Consider the following 17,660-nt stretch of genomic DNA (forward strand, 5'->3'; position numbering starts at 1 on the left):
AATCAGACCCAGCCACGCCAGCAGCAGCGCCAGCCACAGCCAGCGCCAGCGGCCCATGCCGCGCCATGCGAGCTTCCACGGGCTCATGCGGCGGCCTCCGCGGTGCGGCGCTTCGCGGCACGTCGTTGCCCGGAACGCAGGGCGTCGGCGATGCGCAGGCCGTAGAGGTACACGCCGGTGATGCACAGGGTGGTGAGCAGGGCGCCGAAGACGAACCAGACGAGCTTGACCGGCAGGCCGGCGAAGTTGCCGAAGTGCAGCGGGTCGGCCATCTCGGCGATGCGCTGGTGCACGCCCATGTCGCGGCCGTCGCGGGTGCCGACCCAGCGGCCGTCGGCGGCGTCGAATGCCAGGGCGTTGGCGCGTGGGCGCACCAGGACGGCTTCGGCCTCGCCCTCGAGCAGGAGGGTGCCGCCGGCGCCGGCGGGGCGGACCACGCGCACCTCGAAGGCCGGCCAGCGTGCCTGCGCCTCGGCTACGGCACGGTCGACGACCGCGGCACTGGCGGGGCTCGCATCGCCTTCGCGCCCAGCCTGCAGCCTTGCCGGCGGTTCGGCGCCGCCGCCGAGCGATTCCACCAGGTACCAGGTACCGGTGAGCGCCATCAGCGCGACGAAGCCCAGGCTCCACACGCCGACCAGGCGATGGAGGTCGCCCCAGAACCGCCGCGGGCGGTCGCCGCGCGGGCGCACGAAGAAGCCGCGCCACCAGTGCCGGTAGATGTAGAGGCTGCTGACCAGGGTGATGACGAGCGGGATCGACAGCGCCGCCACCAGCGGTACGCCGTAGCGCACCGGCAGCATCAGGTGGCGGTGGGTGTTGCGCAGGAAGCGGTGGGCGTTGAACCAGTGGGTGTCGCCGGTGACACGGCCGCGGTACGGATCGACCCAGACGAAGCGCAGCCGGCCGTCCGGCGTGCGCGCCCGCACGCGGGCGGCGAAGCGGCTGCCTTCCGGGGCCTCGATGGCGCTGAGCTCCCAGTCCGGATGGGCGCTGCGCGCGGCGGCGAGCATGGCGCCCCAGCTGATGCGCTCGGGGCCGGGGGCGACGCGGATCTCCGGGTGCAGCAGCCAGTCAATCTCGTGCGCCAGCACCGCCAGGGTGCCGGTGAAGCAGACGAAGGTCAGGAACAGGCACAGCTTGAGCCCAACCCAGCTGTGCAGGTCGAACCACAGGCGGCGGCCGCGGGGCTTGCGTTGGTCGGTGTGGACTGGCGGCGGCTGGCCCATGGAATGGTCTCTCGTTTCCTCTCGAAGCTGGGAAGGACGATGACAGTCGAAGCGTCCCTGCTTGCTGCTTCCCCCTTTGAAAAAGGGGGATTGAGGGGGATTTGCTGTTGCTGTTGCTTTGTGGGGCGTCTGGTGAAGAGCAAATCCCCCCTGCCCCCCTTTTTCAAAGGGGGAAAAGCTGTGGTTAGAAGGTATAGCGGGCTTGGAGGTAGAGGCGGCGGGGTTCGCCCGGGAAGTGGCCGGTGCGCTCGATGAAGCCGCTGGCGGCGTAGACCTTGTCGAACAGATTCTTGACGTTGGCCTGGAAGTGCCAACCGTTCCAGTCGGTCTGCCAGCTGAGATCGTAGACGGTGTACGGCTTGACCCGCTGCCCATCGATGCTCAACCGCTCGTCGACGTAGTCGACGCCGAAGCCGACCGAGGACAGCAGTGCCGGCAGCTCGTAGCGGGTCCACAGGCCGAAGGTGTTCTGCGGCGCGTTGGCGAACTTGTCGCCGACCGAGTTGGTGATGCCGTTGGTGCCGGCGTCGAGCACGCGGGCGTCGTTGTAGGCGTAGGCGGCGCTGACCACCCAGCGCGTGGTGACGTCGGCCAGCACGTCGAGTTCGAACCCCTCGCTGCGCACCAGGCCCAGCGGTGCGAGTTGGTTGTTGCCGTCGATCACCTCGCCGGTGGCCTGCAGCACGTTGCTGCGCTCGATGCGGTACAGCGCCGAGTTGAGGGTGACGCGGCCGCCGGCGAGCGCGGTCTTGAGGCCGAGCTCCCACTGCCGGCTGCGCTCGGGGTCGAACGGGCCGCCGACCTCCGGGCGCTGGTTGCCCGTCGACTGCGGCTGGAAGCCGCTGGCGACGTTGGCGTAGGCGTTGACGCCCTCGGCCAGGGCGTAGGTGCTGCCCAGGCGCCAGCTGAGGTCGTGGCCGTCCACCTTCGCGCCGCTCACCCGGTCCTCGTCCTCGAAGCCGTCCCAGCGCAGCCCGGCCAGCAGCTGCCAGCGCGGGGTCAGTTCGATCTGGTCCTGCAGGTAGCCGCCGTAGCGGGTGCCGCGGCTGCGGGTGGTACGCCAGGGATCGAAGGTGTAGTCGGCGCCGGAGGTCAGGCCGTACACCGGCGCGAACAGGTCGACGCCCGGCACGTTGCCGCCGGCGACGTCGCTGTGCGCGGTGCGGCCCCGGAAGTCATTGTCCTCGCGATAGCCGTCGACGCCGAACAGCACCGTGTGCTCGAGGCCGCCGGCCCGCGTGCGCCAGACGCCGTTGGCGTTCGCGGCCAGGCCCTCGACGTTGCGCACCTGGTCTCGGAACTGCCGCGTCATCCATTCCGCGGTGCCGTCGCCGTCGCGGTCGATCAGGCCCCAGGGCTCGTGGTACTGCTGGTGCTCGTCGTTCTCGAACCAGCGCGCGGAGACGTCGACGTCGAGCGCGGCGGTGGGCGCGGCGGCGTAGGTGGCCAGCGCGATGCGCGCGTCCATGTCGAGGAAGTCGGTCGCCTCGTTGTGGTTCCAGCGGCGGTCGGTGAGGAAGGCGCCGGTGTCGTCCACCGGCACGCCGCGCAGGCGGTTGCCCGCCTGGTCCTGCGCGATGTCGGTCAGCTTGAGGGTGAGCGTGCCGGTGGCGCCGACGTCGAGCGCGGCGGCGATGTCGCCCATGCGCACCTCGTTGTCGGTGTTCCAGCGGAACGGATCCTCCTCCTCGCCGTAGACGCCGACGCGGTAGCGCAGGCGCTCGTTGCCGGCCAGCGGCCCGGTCGACTGGAACGAGGCGGCGGCGAAGTCGTCGTTGCCAACCCGCAGCTCCACGCTGGTCTGCGGATCGCGCTGCGGCTTGCGGGTGATGTAGTTGATCACGCCGCCGGGATCGCCGCCGCCGTACAAGGCGCCGGCCGGGCCCTTGAGCACCTCCACGCGCTCGATGTCGAACAGCTGCGGCACCGAGAAGCCGGCGTAGGGGTCGCCGCGCAGGCCGTCGTAGAGCACGTTCTCCTGGCGGAACCCGCGCAGGGTGACGCCGGCGTAGCTGAAGAAGTTGATGCCGCTGATGCTGCGGTACAGGTCGGTGACCTGGCGCGCGGCCTGGTCGTCGATCAGCTCGCGCGGCAGCACCTGCACCGACTGCGGCACCCATTCGAGCGGCGTCGGCGTGCGGGTGGCGGTGGTGGAGTCCTCGACTTTGTACAGTGTCTGCGCGCGGCCGACGACCTGCACCGCGTCCAGGTCGGTGACCGTGGCGTCCTGCGCGGCGGCGGCGGCGGACAGGCACAGGGCCGGCGCGAGCAGGACGGCGGGCAAGGTGGGGCGCGGGCGGGTGGCGGGCGTCGGGCGCTCCGCTCTCGTTGGTAACGGCATGGGCGATTCGTCTTGGGGAGGCAGGAAATACGAATCATTATCACATAATGTTGATTCTCGTTTGCTAACGGCCGGGGATACATCCCGAGGATTCCACCGCCCGATGCCTTGCGCGGAGCCGCAATGGCTCTGGGAGTGGCGGGTTGCGACCGTGGGGAAACCGCGGTTGCGGAGGCTCGGAAGCATGTCGCGACTTCCGTCGCTCCCACAGGGTGACCCTGCTGGGGCGGTTCTGCTGGGGCGGTTCTGCTGGGGCGGTTCTGCTGGGGCGGTTCTGCTGGGGCGGTTCTGCTGGGGTGGTCCTGCTGGGGTGGTCCTGCTGGGGTGGTTCTGCTGGGGCGGTTCTGCTGGGGTGGTCCTGCTGGGGTGGTCCTGCTGGGGTGGTTCTGCTGGGGCGGTTCTGCTGGGGTGGTTCTGCTGGGGTGGTTCTGCTGGGGTGGTTCTGCTGGGGTGGTCCTGCTGGGGTGGTCCTGCTGGGGTGGTCCTGCTGGGGGTCTGCTTGGGGGCGGCCTGCTGGGGCTGCTGCTGGGGGTCTGCAGGGTGGCCTGCGAGGGCGGAGCGCACCGGCACCGGCGGCGCATTCTCCTGTGGGAGCGACGGAAGTCGCGACTGCGCGGCGCCCGGTCGCCGCGACTCCCGCCGCTCCCGCAGTCCGGGGCAGCCGGCGATGACCCGCGCCATGCGCTCGCACAGCTGGCGGACCGGCGGCGACCGCTCCACCGGCGCCGCGTACACTGGCGCCGACGTTCGGGGATCGGAATGCTGTCGGACTGGGTACTGCTGCTGGTCTCGCTCGGCTACGCCGCGCTGCTGTTCGCGGTGGCGTGGTGGGGCGATCGCAATCCCACCTACACCCAGCGCCCGGGTCTGCGCCCGGTGGTCTACAGCCTGGCGCTGGCGGTGTACTGCTCGTCGTGGACGTTCTACGGCGCGGTCGGCAGCGCCGCGCGCAACGGCATCGGCTACCTGCCGATCTACCTGGGCCCGCTGCTGGTGCTGCTGTTCGGCTGGCGCATCCTCGAGCGGCTGGCGCTGATCGCGCAGTCGCAGAGCACGGTCTCGATCGCCGACTTCATCGCCGCCCGCTACGGCCGCTCGCAGCGGCTGGCGGCGATGGTGGCGCTGATCGCGCTGATCGCCGCGGTGCCGTACCTGGCGCTGCAGTACAAGGCGGTGGCGCTGAGCCTGCAGGTGCTGAGCGACGGCCCGGCCGCCACCAGCACCCTGGGCGATCCGGCGCTGTACACGGCGCTGATGATGGCGCTGTTCGCGATCCTGTTCGGCACCCGCCAGGTGGACGCCACCGAGCACCGCCCCGGCATGATGCTGGCGATCGCGCTGGAGTCGCTGGTCAAGCTGATGGCACTGGTCGCGGTCGGCGTGTTCGCGATCTTCTGGTTCGGCGACCACGAGTTGGACCTGGTGCCGGCGACCCGCGAGTTGCTGTCGAACTCGCCGCCGGTGGGGTTCGTCGGCCAGACGCTGCTGGCGTTCACCGCGATCGTCTGCCTGCCGCGGCAGTTCCACGTCGCCGTGGTCGAGTGCATCGACGTCTCGGACATCCGCCGCGCGCGGTGGATGTTCGGCACCTACCTGGTGCTGATCTGCCTGATGGTGCTGCCGATCGCCAGCGCCGGCATCGCCCTGTTCGACGACGGCGCGGCGATCGCCGACACCTACGTGCTGGCGCTGCCGCTGGCGGAAAACCGCGATGCGCTGGCGCTGTTCGCCTATATCGGCGGCTTTTCGGCGGCGACCGGCATGGTGATCGTGGCCAGCGTGGCGCTGGCGACCATGGTCAGCAACGACCTGGTGATGCCGCTGCTGCTGCGCCACGGCTGGGCGCAGCGCCACGGCGGCAACGTCGCCTCGACCGTGCTGTGGATCCGGCGCGTGGCGATCGTCGGCTTCGCCGCGCTCGCCTACGGCTACTACCGCGCCAGCAACACCGAGACGACGCTGGCGGCGTTCGGGCTGATGGCGTTCGCGGCGGTGGCGCAGTTCGCGCCGGCGCTGATCGGCGGCCTGTACTGGCGCGGCGCCAGCCGCCAGGGCGCCGAGGCCGGCCTGCTGATCGGATTCCTGGTGTGGGCCTATACCCTGCTGCTGCCGACGCTGACCGATGCCGGCTGGCTCGGGCCGGCATGGGTCGAGCACGGACCGTTCGGGATCGGCTGGTTGCGGCCGCGGCAGCTGTTCGGCCTGGAAGGCTGGGACCCGCTGACCCACGGCACGTTCTGGTCGCTGCTGCTCAACATCGGCGCGCTGCTGCTGGTCTCGGTGCGCTGGCGCCCGAGCCTGGACGAGCGCCTGCGCGCGGCGCCCTTCCTCAATCCCTACACCGCGCGCCGCACGCTGGCCGGCAGCGACTGGCGCGCCGGCCTGCACGTGGCCGACCTGCTGGCGCTGGCGCGGCGGATCGTCGGCGTGCGCAATGCGCAGCGCGCGTTCGGCGAGCAGGCGCAGGCGCTCGGTCAGGAACTGCAGCCGCACACGCCGGCCGACCGCACCTGGGTGCAGTTCACCGAACGCCTGCTGGCCTCGGCGATCGGCGCGGCCTCGGCGCGGCTGGTGCTGACCAGCACCCTGCGCGGTTCCGGCATGGACCTGGCCGAGGTGGTGGCGGTGCTGGACGAGGCCGGGCAGGAACTGCGCTTCAACCGCGAGATCCTCTCCACCACCCTGGAGAACATCGACCAGGGCGTGAGCGTGGTCGATCCGGACATGCGCCTGGTGGCCTGGAACCGGCGCTACCAGCAGCTGTTCGACTATCCAGACGGCATGCTGTTCGTCGGCCGGCCGGTCGCCGACCTGATCCGCTACAACGCCGACCGCGGCGAGCTGGGCGAGCTGTCGAAGGACGGCATCGAGGCCGAGATCGACAAGCGCATCGACCACATGCGCGCCGGCTCGGCGCACGTGTCCGAACGCATCCTCGGCAGCGGCCTGGTGATCGAGGTGCGCGGCCAGCCGCTGCCAGGCGGCGGCTACGTCACCAGCTACAGCGACGTCACCGAACACAAGCGGGTGGAGCGCGCGCTGCGCGAGATCAACGAGACCCTGGAGCAGCGGGTGACCGTGCGCACCCGCGAGGCCGAGGCCGCGCAGCAGTCGCGCACCCGCTTCCTGGCCGCGCTCAGCCACGACGTGCTGCAGCCGCTCAACGCCGCGCGGCTGTTCGCCTCGGCGCTGCGCGAGAGCGGCGAGGCGGCCGAGCAGCAACGCCTGGCCGAGCGCGTCGACACCTCGCTGCGCGCCGCCGAGGAACTGCTCGACGGCCTGCTCGACGTCTCGCGCCTGGACGCCGGCGCGCTGCAGCCGGAATGGAGCGACTTCAATGCCGGCGACCTGCTGCGCCAGCTGGCCGCGCAGTACGCGCCGATGGCCGCCACCCGCGGCGTCTCTCTGCGCCTGTACGCCCAGTCGCTGCCGGTGCACAGCGACCGCCGGCTGCTGCGCCGGGTGCTGCAGAACTTCCTCGCCAACGCCATGCGCTACACCCGCGAGGGCCGCATCGTGATGGCCGCGCGCCCGCGCGGCGGCGAGGTGGCGCTGCAGGTCTGGGACACCGGGCCCGGCATCCCCGAGCACCACATGCGCCAGATCTACGACGAGTTCCATCGCTACCAGCAGCCGTTCGACTGGGACGAGCGCGGCCTCGGCCTGGGCCTGTCGATCTGCCAGCGCGTCTCGCGCCTGCTCCAGCACCGGCTCGACGCGCGCTCGAAGGTCGGCCGCGGCAGCATGTTCTCGATCCTGGTCCCGCGCGCCGAACACGCACTGGTGGCGACGCCGAAGCCGCCGCTCGACCTCGCCGACTCGTTGGCCGGGCTGCGCGTGCTGTGCGTCGACAACGACCCGGACATCCTCGCCGGCATGGTGGCGCTGCTGCGGCGCTGGCGGATCGAGCCGCTGTGCGCGACGACCGTCGACGAAGCACTGGCGCAGATGGCGGCGCGGCCGGACGTGCTGCTGGTGGACTACCACCTGCACGACCGCCTCGACGGCCTGGATACGCTCGACGCGCTGCGCGCCCTCGCACCGGACGTTCCCGGCGCACTGCTGACCGCCGACGGCAGCGACGCCCTCAAGCAGGCGGCGCGCCAGCGCGGCCACCGGGTGCTGACCAAGCCGGTGAAGCCGGCTTCGCTGCGCGCGTTCCTGGCGGCGCAGCGGCGGGGCGGCGCTGTGGCCTCGAGTCCGCGCGTTGAAGCGAGCAACGATGAGTGAGAAACGAGCCAAAGCGGATGCTGCGCTGCCGGCGCCGGCGCCGGAGGATCACCGGTTGGCTTCGCAGCATCGAGTGCGCATCTGCTCCGGCGCCGGCGGCTCCACTGGACCGGTTCCGGATCGCCGCGGCATCGCCGGGATCATCCTCCGACATCACCCGTAGAGCGGAGCTTGCTCCGCTGCGCTCGGCTTAGGAACCTGCGCAGCGGAGCAAGCGCCGCTCTACGGCTCGACCGACGCCTTGGACTCGGCCGGGTCGATCGCCAGCCGGCCGGCGATCAGTACCGCCTGGGTGCGGTTGGAGGCGCCGAGCTTGCGCAGGATCGCGCTCATGTGCGCCTTGACGGTGGCCTCGGACACGTTCAGCTCGTAGCCGATCTGCTTGTTGAGCATGCCGGCGCCGAGCATCTGCAACACCCGGAACTGCTGCGGCGTGAGCTCGCGCACGCGCGCGGCGACGTCGTGCTCGGCGTCGCTCGCCGCCGGCGCCGCATAGGCCGCCGCGGGTGCCCAGCGGTCGCCGTCGAGCACGTGCCGCAATGCCTCGGCCAGGGTCTTGGCATCGGCCGATTTCGGGATGAAGCCCATCGCGCCATGGTCGAGCGCACGCCGCATCACCCCGGCCTCCTCGCGTGCGGACACGACCACCACCGGCAGCTGCGGATGCTGCGCGCGCAGGTGCACCAGCACGCTGAAACCCTGCGCGCCGGGCATGTTGAGATCGAGCAGCAGCAGGTCGGCGTCGGGATCGGCCTCGACCAGCGCGTACAGCGCATCGGTGCTGTCGGCCTCGCGCAGCACCGCCTGCGGCAACAGCCGCGCCACCACCCCGCGCAACGCCTCGCGGAACAGCGGGTGGTCGTCGGCGATCAACAGAGTAGTCATGGGGCGGGGGTGCCGACAGGGAGCAGAAGCAAATCCCCGCTGCCCCCCTTTTTCAAAGGGGGGAAGTGCTGGTGGTGTCCGGGACTGCGGGGGGTCCCCGGTGCGCCGGCTTCGGAGGGAATTCCCACGTCGCGACGCGGATGAACCTGACGGCGGCCTTGGCTGTTCCCCCCTTTGAAAAAGGGGGGCAGGGGGGATTTACTCCCGCCATGCTGCCGTATGCCCGCCATTTGAAACCCTGCGCCCGCAGTCTGCGCGGCGCGATGACCGATGCCGAACAGCGGCTGTGGCATCGCGTCCGGCGCCGACAGGTCGCGGGGGTGCGGTTCTATCGGCAGAAACCGCTGGGGCCGTACATCGTGGACTTCCATGCGCCGGCGGCCAGGCTGGTGGTCGAGATCGACGGTGGGCAGCATTTCACCACTGATGGCCTGCGGGCCGATGCCGAGCGCGATGCTGCGCTGGCGCGGATGGGATTGCAGGTGCTGCGCTTCGACGATCGGCAGGTGCTGCGGGAAACGGACGCGGTGATGGAGGAGATCTGGCGGACGATCGATGGCGGCCGTGGCTGAGGGGAAAAGCAAATCCCCCCTGCCCCCCTTTTTCAAAGGGGGGAAAAGCAACAGCTGGCGTGTCGATCGTCTGGCTGAGCCAACAAGGTCCCCGTTTGCACCGATGCCGAACGAAGCACCCCCCCCTTTGTAAAAGGGGGGCAGGGGGGATTTGCTTTTGGCCGCAGCGGTCACGGCACCCGCCGGTCCTTCACCAGCGACTCGACCACCGACGGGTCCGCCAGGGTGCTGGTGTCGCCGAGCTGGTCGGGGGCGTCCTCGGCGATCTTGCGCAGGATCCGGCGCATGATCTTGCCCGAGCGCGTCTTCGGCAGGCCCGGCGCCCATTGCAGGTGGTCGGGCGAGGCGATCGGCCCGATCTCGCTGCGCACGTGGGCGACCAGTTCCTTGCGCAGGTCCTCGCTGCCCGGCTCGCCGGCGACCAGGGTGACGTAGGCATAGATGCCCTGGCCCTTGAGGTCGTGCGGGAAGCCGACCACCGCGGCCTCGGCGACCTTCGGGTGCGAGACCAGCGCGCTCTCGACCTCGGCGGTGCCGATGCGGTGGCCGCTGACGTTGATTACGTCGTCGACGCGGCCGGTGATCCAGTAGTAGCCGTCGGCGTCGCGGCGGCAGCCGTCGCCGGTGAAATAGGTGCCGGGATAGGTCTTGAAGTAGGTGTCGATGAAGCGCTGGTGGTCGCCGTACACGGTGCGCATCTGCCCCGGCCACGAATCCAGGATCACCAGGTTGCCCTCGGCCTCGCCCTCGAGCACCTTGCCGTTGGTGTCGACGATCGCCGGCCGCACGCCGAAGAACGGCAGCGTCGCCGAGCCCGGCTTGAGGTCGGTGGCGCCCGGCAGCGGGGTGATCATGTGGCCGCCGGTCTCGGTCTGCCACCAGGTGTCGATCACCGGGCAGCGGCCGTCGCCGACGACATCGAAGTACCAGCGCCAGGCCTCGGGATTGATCGGCTCGCCGACCGTGCCGAGGATCCGCAGCGAGGAGCGGTCGGTCTTCTTCACCGGCGCGTCGCCCTCGCGCATCAGCGCGCGGATCGCGGTGGGCGCGGTGTAGAACAGGGTGACCTTGTGGCGGTCGACCACCTGCCAGAAGCGCGAGGTGTCGGGATAGTTCGGCACGCCCTCGAACATCAGCGCGGTGGCGCCGTTGGCCAGCGGCCCGTAGACGATGTAGCTGTGCCCGGTCACCCAGCCGACGTCGGCGGTGCACCAGAAGACGTCGTCCTCCTTGAGGTCGAACGCGCACTCGTGGGTGTAGCTGGCGAACACCAGGTAGCCGCCGGTGGTGTGCAGCACGCCCTTCGGCTTGCCGGTCGAACCCGAGGTGTAGAGGATGAACAGCGGATCCTCGGCGTTCATGCGCTCGGGCTCGCAGGTGTCGGGCTGGCCGTCGACGACGGCGTCGTACCAGCGGTCGCGCGGCATCTGCATGTCGATGGCGCCGCCGGTATGGCGCACGACGAGCACGGTCTCCACGCTGGCGGTGCCGGGCAGCTTCAGGGCGGCGTCGACGTTGTCCTTGAGCGGGATCTTCTTGCCGCCGCGCACGCCCTCGTCGGCGGTGATGATGAACTTGCTGCCGCAGTCGGCGACGCGGTCGGCGATCGAGTTGGGCGAGAAGCCGCCGAACACCACCGAGTGGATCGCGCCGATCCGGGCGCAGGCCAGCATCGCCACCGTGGCCTCGACGATCATCGGCAGGTACAGGGTGACGCGGTCGCCCTTCTTCACGCCGAGGTTGCGCAGCGCGTTGGCCAGGCGGCAGACGCGGGCGTGCAGTTCGCGGTAGCTGACGTGCTGCGGTTCGACGGCCGGATCGTCGGCCTCCCAGATCAGCGCGGTCTTGTCGCCGCGGGCCTCGAGATGGCGGTCGAGGCAGTTGACGCTGGCGTTGAGTTCGCCGTCGGCATACCAGCGGATGCGGAAGTCCTCCAGGTCGAAGCTGACCTCGCGCACCCGGGTGGGAGCCCGGTCCCACTGCAGGCGCCCGGCGATCCGTCCCCAGAATGCATCGGGATCGCGCACCGACTCGTCGTACAGGCGCTGGTAGTCCCGTCTGCGAATGGCCGCGGCCCCGGCGACCGCCTCCGGCACGGGGTACAGGTTTGGCTGGCTGGACATGCTGATGACTCCCGGGTGGATCGAGACGGCGACAGTGTGCCGCATCGGCCCCGGCCGGGCCTTATTAGACCTTGGTCTATGTGCGCGGCACCCGGCGGCCGCCTGTCCGTGGCGCCGGCATTCGACCAATGGTGAATTGGCGCTGCCCCTGGCAGCGTGCAGGCTCGTGCCGACGGGCCTGTTTGCGGCCCGCGTCCGGCTTCCTCGGGAGGGAATCATGAATCGACACGTCGCAGCGAAGGCGCGACCGCGGGCGCTCGCGGTCGCGCTGCTGGCCGCCCTGGCCACTCCCGGTCTGGCGTTCGCGCAGACCGCCAAGGAGCAGGAGCTCGAAGCGCGGATCGCGCAGCTCGAGGCGCAGGTCCAGGCCCTGCTCTCGCAACAGCAGCAACAGCAGTCGCAGATTTCCGAGACGCAGACGCAGGTCACCGAGGTCCGCACCGCGCAGGCGCAGGCGCCGGCGGCGGCCGACGGCAAGCCGGGCATCCAGCGCACGCAGATCAACAGCGCCGGCAGTCCCGGCACCCGCTTCAGCTACGGCGGCTTCATCAAGCTCGACGCCAGCGTCACCAGCACCAACGACGGCGACCTCGCCGACGGCTCGGTGGGCCGGCTGTTCTACGTGCCCAAGACGATCCCGGTCGGCGGCGGCGCGACTGCCGAGGGCGGCGCCGACACCGATTTCGGCGCCAACTTCTCGCGCTTCTGGTTCGCCTCGGACACCGACCTGGACAGCGGCGACAAGCTGCGCAGCTACCTGGAATTCGACCTGTTCGGCGGCGGCAGCACCGCGTTCACCGGCAACGAGGTGTCGACCAACACCTATGCGCTGACCCTGCGCCAGGCCTACGTGACCTGGAACAACTGGCTGGCCGGCCAGGCCTGGACCAACTTCCAGGACACCGCCGCCCTGCCCGACGCGGTCGACTTCCTCGGCCCCACCGAGGGCACCGTGTTCGTGCGCCAGGCGCAGATCCGCTACACCAACGGCCCGTGGTCGTTCTCGGTCGAGAACCCGCAGACCGTGCTCACGCCGTACCAGGGCAACATGGCGCAGATCTCCGGCGACGACGGCGCCATGCCCGACGTCACCGCGCGCTACAACACCACCGGCGACTGGGGCCACTTCAGCGTCGCCGGCCTGGCGCGCCAGCTGAAGTACCAGGACGGCGCCGCCGGCATCAGCGAGACCGGCACCGGGTTCGGCGTCAGCGTCTCGGGCAAGTTCAACGTCGGCGCCAGCGACGACATCCGCTACATGGTCACCGCCGGCGACGGCATCGGCCGCTACGTCGGCCTGGCGCTCAACAACGACGCGGTGCTCGAGGCCGACGGCAGCCTGGACAACATCGGCGTGCTGGCCGGCTTCGTTGGCTGGCGGCACGTGTTCAGCCCGAAGCTGCGCGGCAACATCTTCTACTCGCGCGCCGAATACGACAACGACACCGACCTGACCGGTCTCGGCATCACCCGGTCGGCGCAGTCCGCGCACGCCAACCTGATCTACACGCCGCTGCCCAAGCTCGACGTCGGCGCCGAACTGATCTGGGGCCAGCGCGAGATCGAGAGCGGCGACCGCGGCGAGATCAACCGCCTGCAGACCCACGTCAAGTACAGCTTCTGAGGGGGAACGACACATGCTGGACAAAACCGCGAGCAACTACTGGAAGGCCAATCTCAGGATCATCTTCATCTGCCTGGGGATCTGGGCGCTGGTGTCGTTCGGATTCGGGATCCTGCTCCGGCCGCTGCTGGCCGGCATCCGGTTCGGCGGGACCGACCTGGGTTTCTGGTTCGCGCAGCAGGGCTCGATCCTGGTCTTCATCGCCCTGATCTTCTTCTATACCTGGTACATGAACCGGCTCGATCGCGAGTACGGCGTCGACGAGCAATAAGGGCCCAATGACCATGGATCAGTTCACGATCAACCTCATCTTCGTCATCGGCTCCTTCCTGCTCTACATCGGCATCGCGATCTGGGCCCGCGCCGGCACCACCGCCGAGTTCTACGCCGCCAACCGCGGCGTCCACCCGGTGCTCAACGGCATGGCCACCGCCGCCGACTGGATGTCGGCCGCCTCGTTCATTTCGATGGCCGGCCTGATCGCCTTCGTCGGCTACGGTAATTCCACCTACCTGATGGGCTGGACCGGTGGCTACGTGCTGCTGGCGCTGCTGCTGGCCCCGTACCTGCGCAAGTTCGGGCGCTTCACCGTGCCGGACTTCATCGGCGACCGCTTCTACAGCCGCACCGCGCGGATGGTCGCGGTGGCGGCGCTGCTGGTCATCTCGATCACCTACGTGATCGGGCAGATGACCGGCGCGGGGGTCGCCTTCTCGCGCTTCCTCGAGGTCGACGCGACCACCGGCCTGCTGATCGCTTCGGCGGTGGTGTTCGTGTACGCGGTGCTCGGCGGCATGAAGGGCATCACCTACACCCAGGTGGCGCAGTACGTGGTGCTGATCATCGCCTACACGATCCCGGCGATCTTCATCTCGATGCAGCTCACCGGCAATCCGGTGCCGCAGCTCGGGCTGTTCTCGACCCACACCGAGTCCGGCCTGCCGCTGCTGGCCAAGCTCGACCAGGTGCTGGTCGAACTCGGCTTCCAGGACTACACCGGCCACCACGGCTCGACCCTCAACATGGTGCTGTTCACCCTGTCGCTGATGGTCGGCACAGCGGGACTGCCGCACGTGATCATCCGCTTCTTCACCGTTCCCAAGGTGTCCGATGCGCGCAGGTCGGCAGGCTGGGCGCTGGTGTTCATCGCCCTGCTCTACACCGTGGCTCCCGCGGTGGGCTCGATGGCGCGGCTGAACATCATCAACACCATCTACCCGGCCGGTACGGCCGCCGCGCCGATCGAGTACGAGGCCCGTCCCGACTGGATGCGCAACTGGGAGCAGACCGGGCTGCTGGCGTTCGAGGACCTCAACGGCGACGGCCGCATCCAGTACTACAACGGCGCCGACGAGGAGTTCGCCGCCACCGCCGAGGCGCGGGGCTGGGAAGGCAACGAGATGGTGACGTTCAACCAGGACATCCTGGTGCTGGCCAATCCCGAGATCGCGCAGCTGCCGGGCTGGGTCCTCGGCCTGATCGCCGCCGGTGGCCTCGCGGCCGCGCTGTCCACGGCGGCGGGGTTGTTGCTGGCGATCTCGTCGGCAGTCAGCCACGACCTGATCAAGTCGACCTTCAAACCGGACATCTCGGAGAAGGGGGAACTGCTGGCCGCACGCGTCTCGATGGCCGCGGCGATCGTCCTGGCCACCTATCTGGGATTGAATCCACCTGGATTCGCGGCACAGACGGTAGCGCTGGCGTTCGGGTTGGCAGCCTCGTCGCTGTTCCCGGCGATCATGATGGGCATCTTCTCGAAGAAGATGAACGCCACCGGCGCGATCGTCGGCATGCTGGTCGGCCTGGTGGCCACCTGCGTGTACATCTTCACCTACCTGGGCTGGTTCTTCATTCCGGAGACCAACATGCTCGAGAACGTGGAGGAGAACTGGCTGTTCGGCATCTCTCCGCTGTCGTTCGGTGCGGTGGGGGCGGTGCTCAACTTCGCCGCCGCGTACCTGGTGCTGTCGATGACCAAGCCGGCGCCGGAGCGGATCCAGGAACTGGTGGAGGGCATCCGCGTGCCGCGTGGCGCGGGTAGCGCGGTCCACATCGCACACTGAGTCCGGTTCTCTCCAGGACCCGCCCCCGTTACGCGGGGGCGGGTTTTTTTGGGCGCCGAATCCCGATCGCCCGTGCGCCTGCGCCGCGCACGAAAACGCCGCGGCCGATTTGTCATGATGGAGCGCGGCGGGCGATCGCCGGGCCACAACGGGGGAGCGGCATGCTGTTGGAATTCATCGCGATCATCGCCGCGGGCTTCGGCCTGGGCGGCGTGGTCCTGGCGCTCAACTTCCTGGTCCGCAAACGGCTACCGGGCTGGGCCATGCCCGCCGCGGCGGGCGCCGGCATGCTGGCGATGGCGGTCTGGCTCGAGTACTCCTGGCTGCACCGCGTCACCGCCACGTTCCCGGACGAAGTCGAAGTCGCCTCGACCAACGAGCTGCGGGTCTGGTATCGCCCGTGGACCTACGTGGTCCCGCAGACCAGCCGGCTGATCGCGATCGACCACCGCTTCGACCGGCGCAATCCGGCGATGCCCGACCAGGTGCTGACCCAGGTGCTGCTGGTGGCCCGATGGGAGCCCTCCCGGCAGTTCGGCGCGGTGTTCGACTGCGCGGGCCGTCGCCGCGCCGATCTGGTCGACGAGGTGGTGTTCGGCGAGAACGGCGCTCCGCTCAATGCCCGCTGGATCCCGCTGGCGGAAGACGACGGCCTGCTGCGCGCCGCCTGCGACCCATGAGCGGCCATCGCCGGTCGCGCCGCACGGCCCCCTCGCCGCCGGCCCGCGGAGGCGGGTTGCGCGGCAGCGCGCGACAATAGCGCCATGGACAGCGTGCCCGGCCTCGACCTGAGCCAGCCCCCGTTCGACCTGCTGGACGATGCCGGCCGCGCCCGCCTGCAGGCCAGCGTGGACGTCGGCTTCCATGCCCCGGGCAGCACCCTGATCGAGGCCGGCAAGGCCTCGCCGCACGTGCACGTGATCCTCAAGGGCCTCGTCCATGCCTACCAGGCCGATGGCGGTGGCGGTGGCGAGCAACGCTTCGCCGACTACGGCCCGGGCGACGTGTTCGGCGCCTGGGCGGTGATGGCGGGCCGCGCCCGGCTGAGCTACCGCGCCGAAGGCGAGTGCCTGAGCTTCCTGATCCCGGCCGAAGTGTTCCGCCGGCTGATCGAGGACAACCCGCGCTTCGCCGCGTACTTCAACGAGGGGCTCGCGACCAAGGGGCAGCTGTCGGTCTCGGGGCAGGAGCGCCGCGAAGCGGCCGAGCTGATGGGCACCCGGGTCGGCGAGGCGCAGCTGGCGCCGGCTGAGCACGTCGCCGCCGCGACCTCCATTGCCGATGCCGCCGCACGGTTGCGGGAGCGCCACGTCGATTGCCTGCTGGTGGACGATGCCGGCCACCAGGAGCCCGGCATCGTGACGCGCACCGACCTGCTCGATGCGGTGGCGCTGCAGCGGCTGCCGCTGGGAGCGCCGGTCGGGCCGCTGGCCAGCCGGCCGCTGGTCTGCGTCGGCGCCGACGAGGTCCTGTTCCAGGCGCTGATCGGCATGACCGAGCACCGGATCGAGCGGGTCGTGGTCCGCGATCGCGGCGCCATCGCCGGGACCCTCGGCATCGCGGAAGTGCTCTCGCACTTCGCCAGCCACTCCCACCTCATCAGCGTGCGGCTGGCCCGCGCCCGCACCCTGGAGGACATCGCCAGCGCCGCCGCCGGGATGAACGAACTGATCCGCAGCCTCGCCGCGCACGGCGCGCGCATGCCCTACCTGATGGGGCTGGTCAGTGCGCTCAACGGCCGGGTGATGGCGCAGATCTTCGACCTGCTGGTCGCGCCCGAGCACCGCGACCGCATCTGCCTGCTGGTGATGGGCAGCGAAGGCCGCCGCGAGCAGCTGCTCAAGACCGATCAGGACAACGCGCTGGTGGTCGCCGACGGGCTCGACTGGCCCGGCCTGGCCGAGGCCATGGCGCGCTTCAGCGCCGCGCTCGACGCGGTCGGCTACCCGCCGTGTCCCGGGAGGGTCATGGTGAACGAGCCGCACTGGCGGATGACGGCCAGCCAGTGGCAGGAACGCATCGGCCATTGGCAACAGCGCCACGGCGGCGAGGCGGCACTGGACCTGTCGATCGCGCTCGATGCGCGCCCCATCGCCGGTAACCCGGCGCTGTTCGCCCCGGTCAAGGCCGGCCTGATGGCGCTGGGGCAGGACGAGATCCTGATGCACCACCTGGCCTCCGCCACGCTGAACTTCAACACCCCGCTGACGCTGTTCGGGCGGGTGCGCGGCGATGCGCGCGGCATCGACCTCAAGAAGGGCGCGATCTTCCCGGTCGTGCACGGTCTGCGTTGCCTGGCGCTGCGCCATGGCGTGGCCGCCACGGCCAGCCTCGAACGCTGCGAGGCGCTCACTGAACGCGCGGCGCTGCCGCGCGAGCTCGGCCGCGACCTGCCCCAGGCGCTCGACGTGTTCCAGCGCATGCGGCTGGACGCGCAACTGGCCGCGCTCCAGGCCGGTCGCGTTCCCGACAACCACCTCGACCCCCAGGCCCTGCGCCGGCTCGACCGTGAGCTGCTGCGCGATGCACTGCACGTGGTGAAGGAGTTCCGCGAGCACGTGCGCCGCGCCTTCCACCTCGTCGACTGACGACA

At 70.1% G+C, this 17,660-nt stretch carries 11 protein-coding genes; 7 read left to right on the plus strand and 4 right to left on the minus strand.

The genetic code is table 11. The features are described 5' to 3' along the window. Positions 1-83: 83 nt before the first annotated feature. On the minus strand, positions 84-1,229 hold the full coding sequence (locus U3649_RS01840) for a PepSY-associated TM helix domain-containing protein (RefSeq protein ID WP_407353197.1): 1,146 nt from the start codon (positions 1,227-1,229) through the stop codon (positions 84-86). A 184-nt stretch (positions 1,230-1,413) separates the two neighbouring features. Next, a complete protein-coding gene (locus U3649_RS01845; protein WP_407353198.1) occupies positions 1,414-3,570 on the minus strand; it encodes a TonB-dependent siderophore receptor in 2,157 nt (718 codons plus the stop codon). Positions 3,571-4,329: 759 nt separating this feature from the next. On the opposite strand from U3649_RS01845, the gene U3649_RS01850 reads away from it, so the two are divergent. Then, positions 4,330-7,800, plus strand: a complete 3,471-nt coding sequence (locus U3649_RS01850; RefSeq protein WP_407353199.1) for a NahK/ErcS family hybrid sensor histidine kinase/response regulator — start codon at positions 4,330-4,332, stop codon at positions 7,798-7,800. Positions 7,801-8,022: 222 nt separating this feature from the next. Here the strand turns inward: U3649_RS01850 and U3649_RS01855 are convergent, their stop codons facing one another. After that, the gene (locus U3649_RS01855; protein WP_407353200.1) at positions 8,023-8,685 is read right to left on the minus strand and encodes a response regulator; all 663 of its coding nucleotides are present in this window, start codon (positions 8,683-8,685) and stop codon (positions 8,023-8,025) included. Positions 8,686-8,825: 140 nt separating this feature from the next. On the opposite strand from U3649_RS01855, the gene U3649_RS01860 reads away from it, so the two are divergent. Further along, positions 8,826-9,257 carry an endonuclease domain-containing protein gene (locus U3649_RS01860; RefSeq protein WP_407353201.1) on the plus strand — a complete coding sequence of 144 codons (432 nt, stop codon included), beginning with the start codon at positions 8,826-8,828 and terminating at the stop codon, positions 9,255-9,257. A gap of 170 nt (positions 9,258-9,427) precedes the next feature. Here U3649_RS01860 and acs read toward each other — a convergent pair whose 3' ends face one another. Next, complete coding sequence (gene acs, locus U3649_RS01865; RefSeq protein WP_407353202.1) at positions 9,428-11,380, minus strand: acetate--CoA ligase; 1,953 nt, start codon at positions 11,378-11,380, stop codon at positions 9,428-9,430. 217 nt (positions 11,381-11,597) lie between these two features. Here acs and U3649_RS01870 point away from each other — a divergent pair, with 217 nt between their 5' ends. The 5 genes from U3649_RS01870 (at position 11,598) to U3649_RS01890 (ending at position 17,655) form a co-directional block, all read left to right on the plus strand. Continuing rightward, a complete protein-coding gene (locus U3649_RS01870; RefSeq protein ID WP_407353203.1) occupies positions 11,598-13,004 on the plus strand; it encodes a DcaP family trimeric outer membrane transporter in 1,407 nt (468 codons plus the stop codon). Between the two features lie 13 nt (positions 13,005-13,017). Further along, positions 13,018-13,275, plus strand: a complete 258-nt coding sequence (locus U3649_RS01875) for a DUF4212 domain-containing protein (RefSeq protein ID WP_407353204.1) — start codon at positions 13,018-13,020, stop codon at positions 13,273-13,275. A gap of 13 nt (positions 13,276-13,288) precedes the next feature. Further along, positions 13,289-15,067 (plus strand): sodium:solute symporter family protein, encoded by a 1,779-nt coding sequence (locus U3649_RS01880; RefSeq protein ID WP_407353205.1) that lies wholly within the window; start codon positions 13,289-13,291, stop codon positions 15,065-15,067. Between the two features lie 161 nt (positions 15,068-15,228). Beyond that, positions 15,229-15,747 carry a hypothetical protein gene (locus tag U3649_RS01885; protein ID WP_407353206.1) on the plus strand — a complete coding sequence of 173 codons (519 nt, stop codon included), beginning with the start codon at positions 15,229-15,231 and terminating at the stop codon, positions 15,745-15,747. Positions 15,748-15,831: 84 nt separating this feature from the next. Then, positions 15,832-17,655: a putative nucleotidyltransferase substrate binding domain-containing protein gene (locus U3649_RS01890; RefSeq protein WP_407353207.1), complete on the plus strand. Its 1,824-nt coding sequence runs from the start codon at positions 15,832-15,834 to the stop codon at positions 17,653-17,655. The last annotated feature ends 5 nt before the right edge of the window (positions 17,656-17,660 follow it).

This window comes from Luteimonas sp. R10 (assembly GCF_045689605.1).
GTDB lineage: Bacteria > Pseudomonadota > Gammaproteobacteria > Xanthomonadales > Xanthomonadaceae > Luteimonas.

Excerpts from the sequence above, each read along its gene's own strand:
- U3649_RS01845 (WP_407353198.1), bottom strand. The coding sequence starts at position 3,570 with ATGCCGTTACCAACGAGAGCGGAGCGCCCGACGCCCGCCACCCGCCCG.
- U3649_RS01890 (WP_407353207.1), top strand. The coding sequence starts at position 15,832 with ATGGACAGCGTGCCCGGCCTCGACCTGAGCCAGCCCCCGTTCGACCTG.
- U3649_RS01860 (WP_407353201.1), top strand. The coding sequence starts at position 8,826 with ATGAACCTGACGGCGGCCTTGGCTGTTCCCCCCTTTGAAAAAGGGGGG.
- U3649_RS01875 (WP_407353204.1), top strand. The coding sequence starts at position 13,018 with ATGCTGGACAAAACCGCGAGCAACTACTGGAAGGCCAATCTCAGGATC.
- U3649_RS01855 (WP_407353200.1), bottom strand. The coding sequence starts at position 8,685 with ATGACTACTCTGTTGATCGCCGACGACCACCCGCTGTTCCGCGAGGCG.
- U3649_RS01885 (WP_407353206.1), top strand. The coding sequence starts at position 15,229 with ATGCTGTTGGAATTCATCGCGATCATCGCCGCGGGCTTCGGCCTGGGC.
- U3649_RS01850 (WP_407353199.1), top strand. The coding sequence starts at position 4,330 with ATGCTGTCGGACTGGGTACTGCTGCTGGTCTCGCTCGGCTACGCCGCG.
- acs (WP_407353202.1), bottom strand. The coding sequence starts at position 11,380 with ATGTCCAGCCAGCCAAACCTGTACCCCGTGCCGGAGGCGGTCGCCGGG.
- U3649_RS01880 (WP_407353205.1), top strand. The coding sequence starts at position 13,289 with ATGGATCAGTTCACGATCAACCTCATCTTCGTCATCGGCTCCTTCCTG.
- U3649_RS01840 (WP_407353197.1), bottom strand. The coding sequence starts at position 1,229 with ATGGGCCAGCCGCCGCCAGTCCACACCGACCAACGCAAGCCCCGCGGC.
- U3649_RS01870 (WP_407353203.1), top strand. The coding sequence starts at position 11,598 with ATGAATCGACACGTCGCAGCGAAGGCGCGACCGCGGGCGCTCGCGGTC.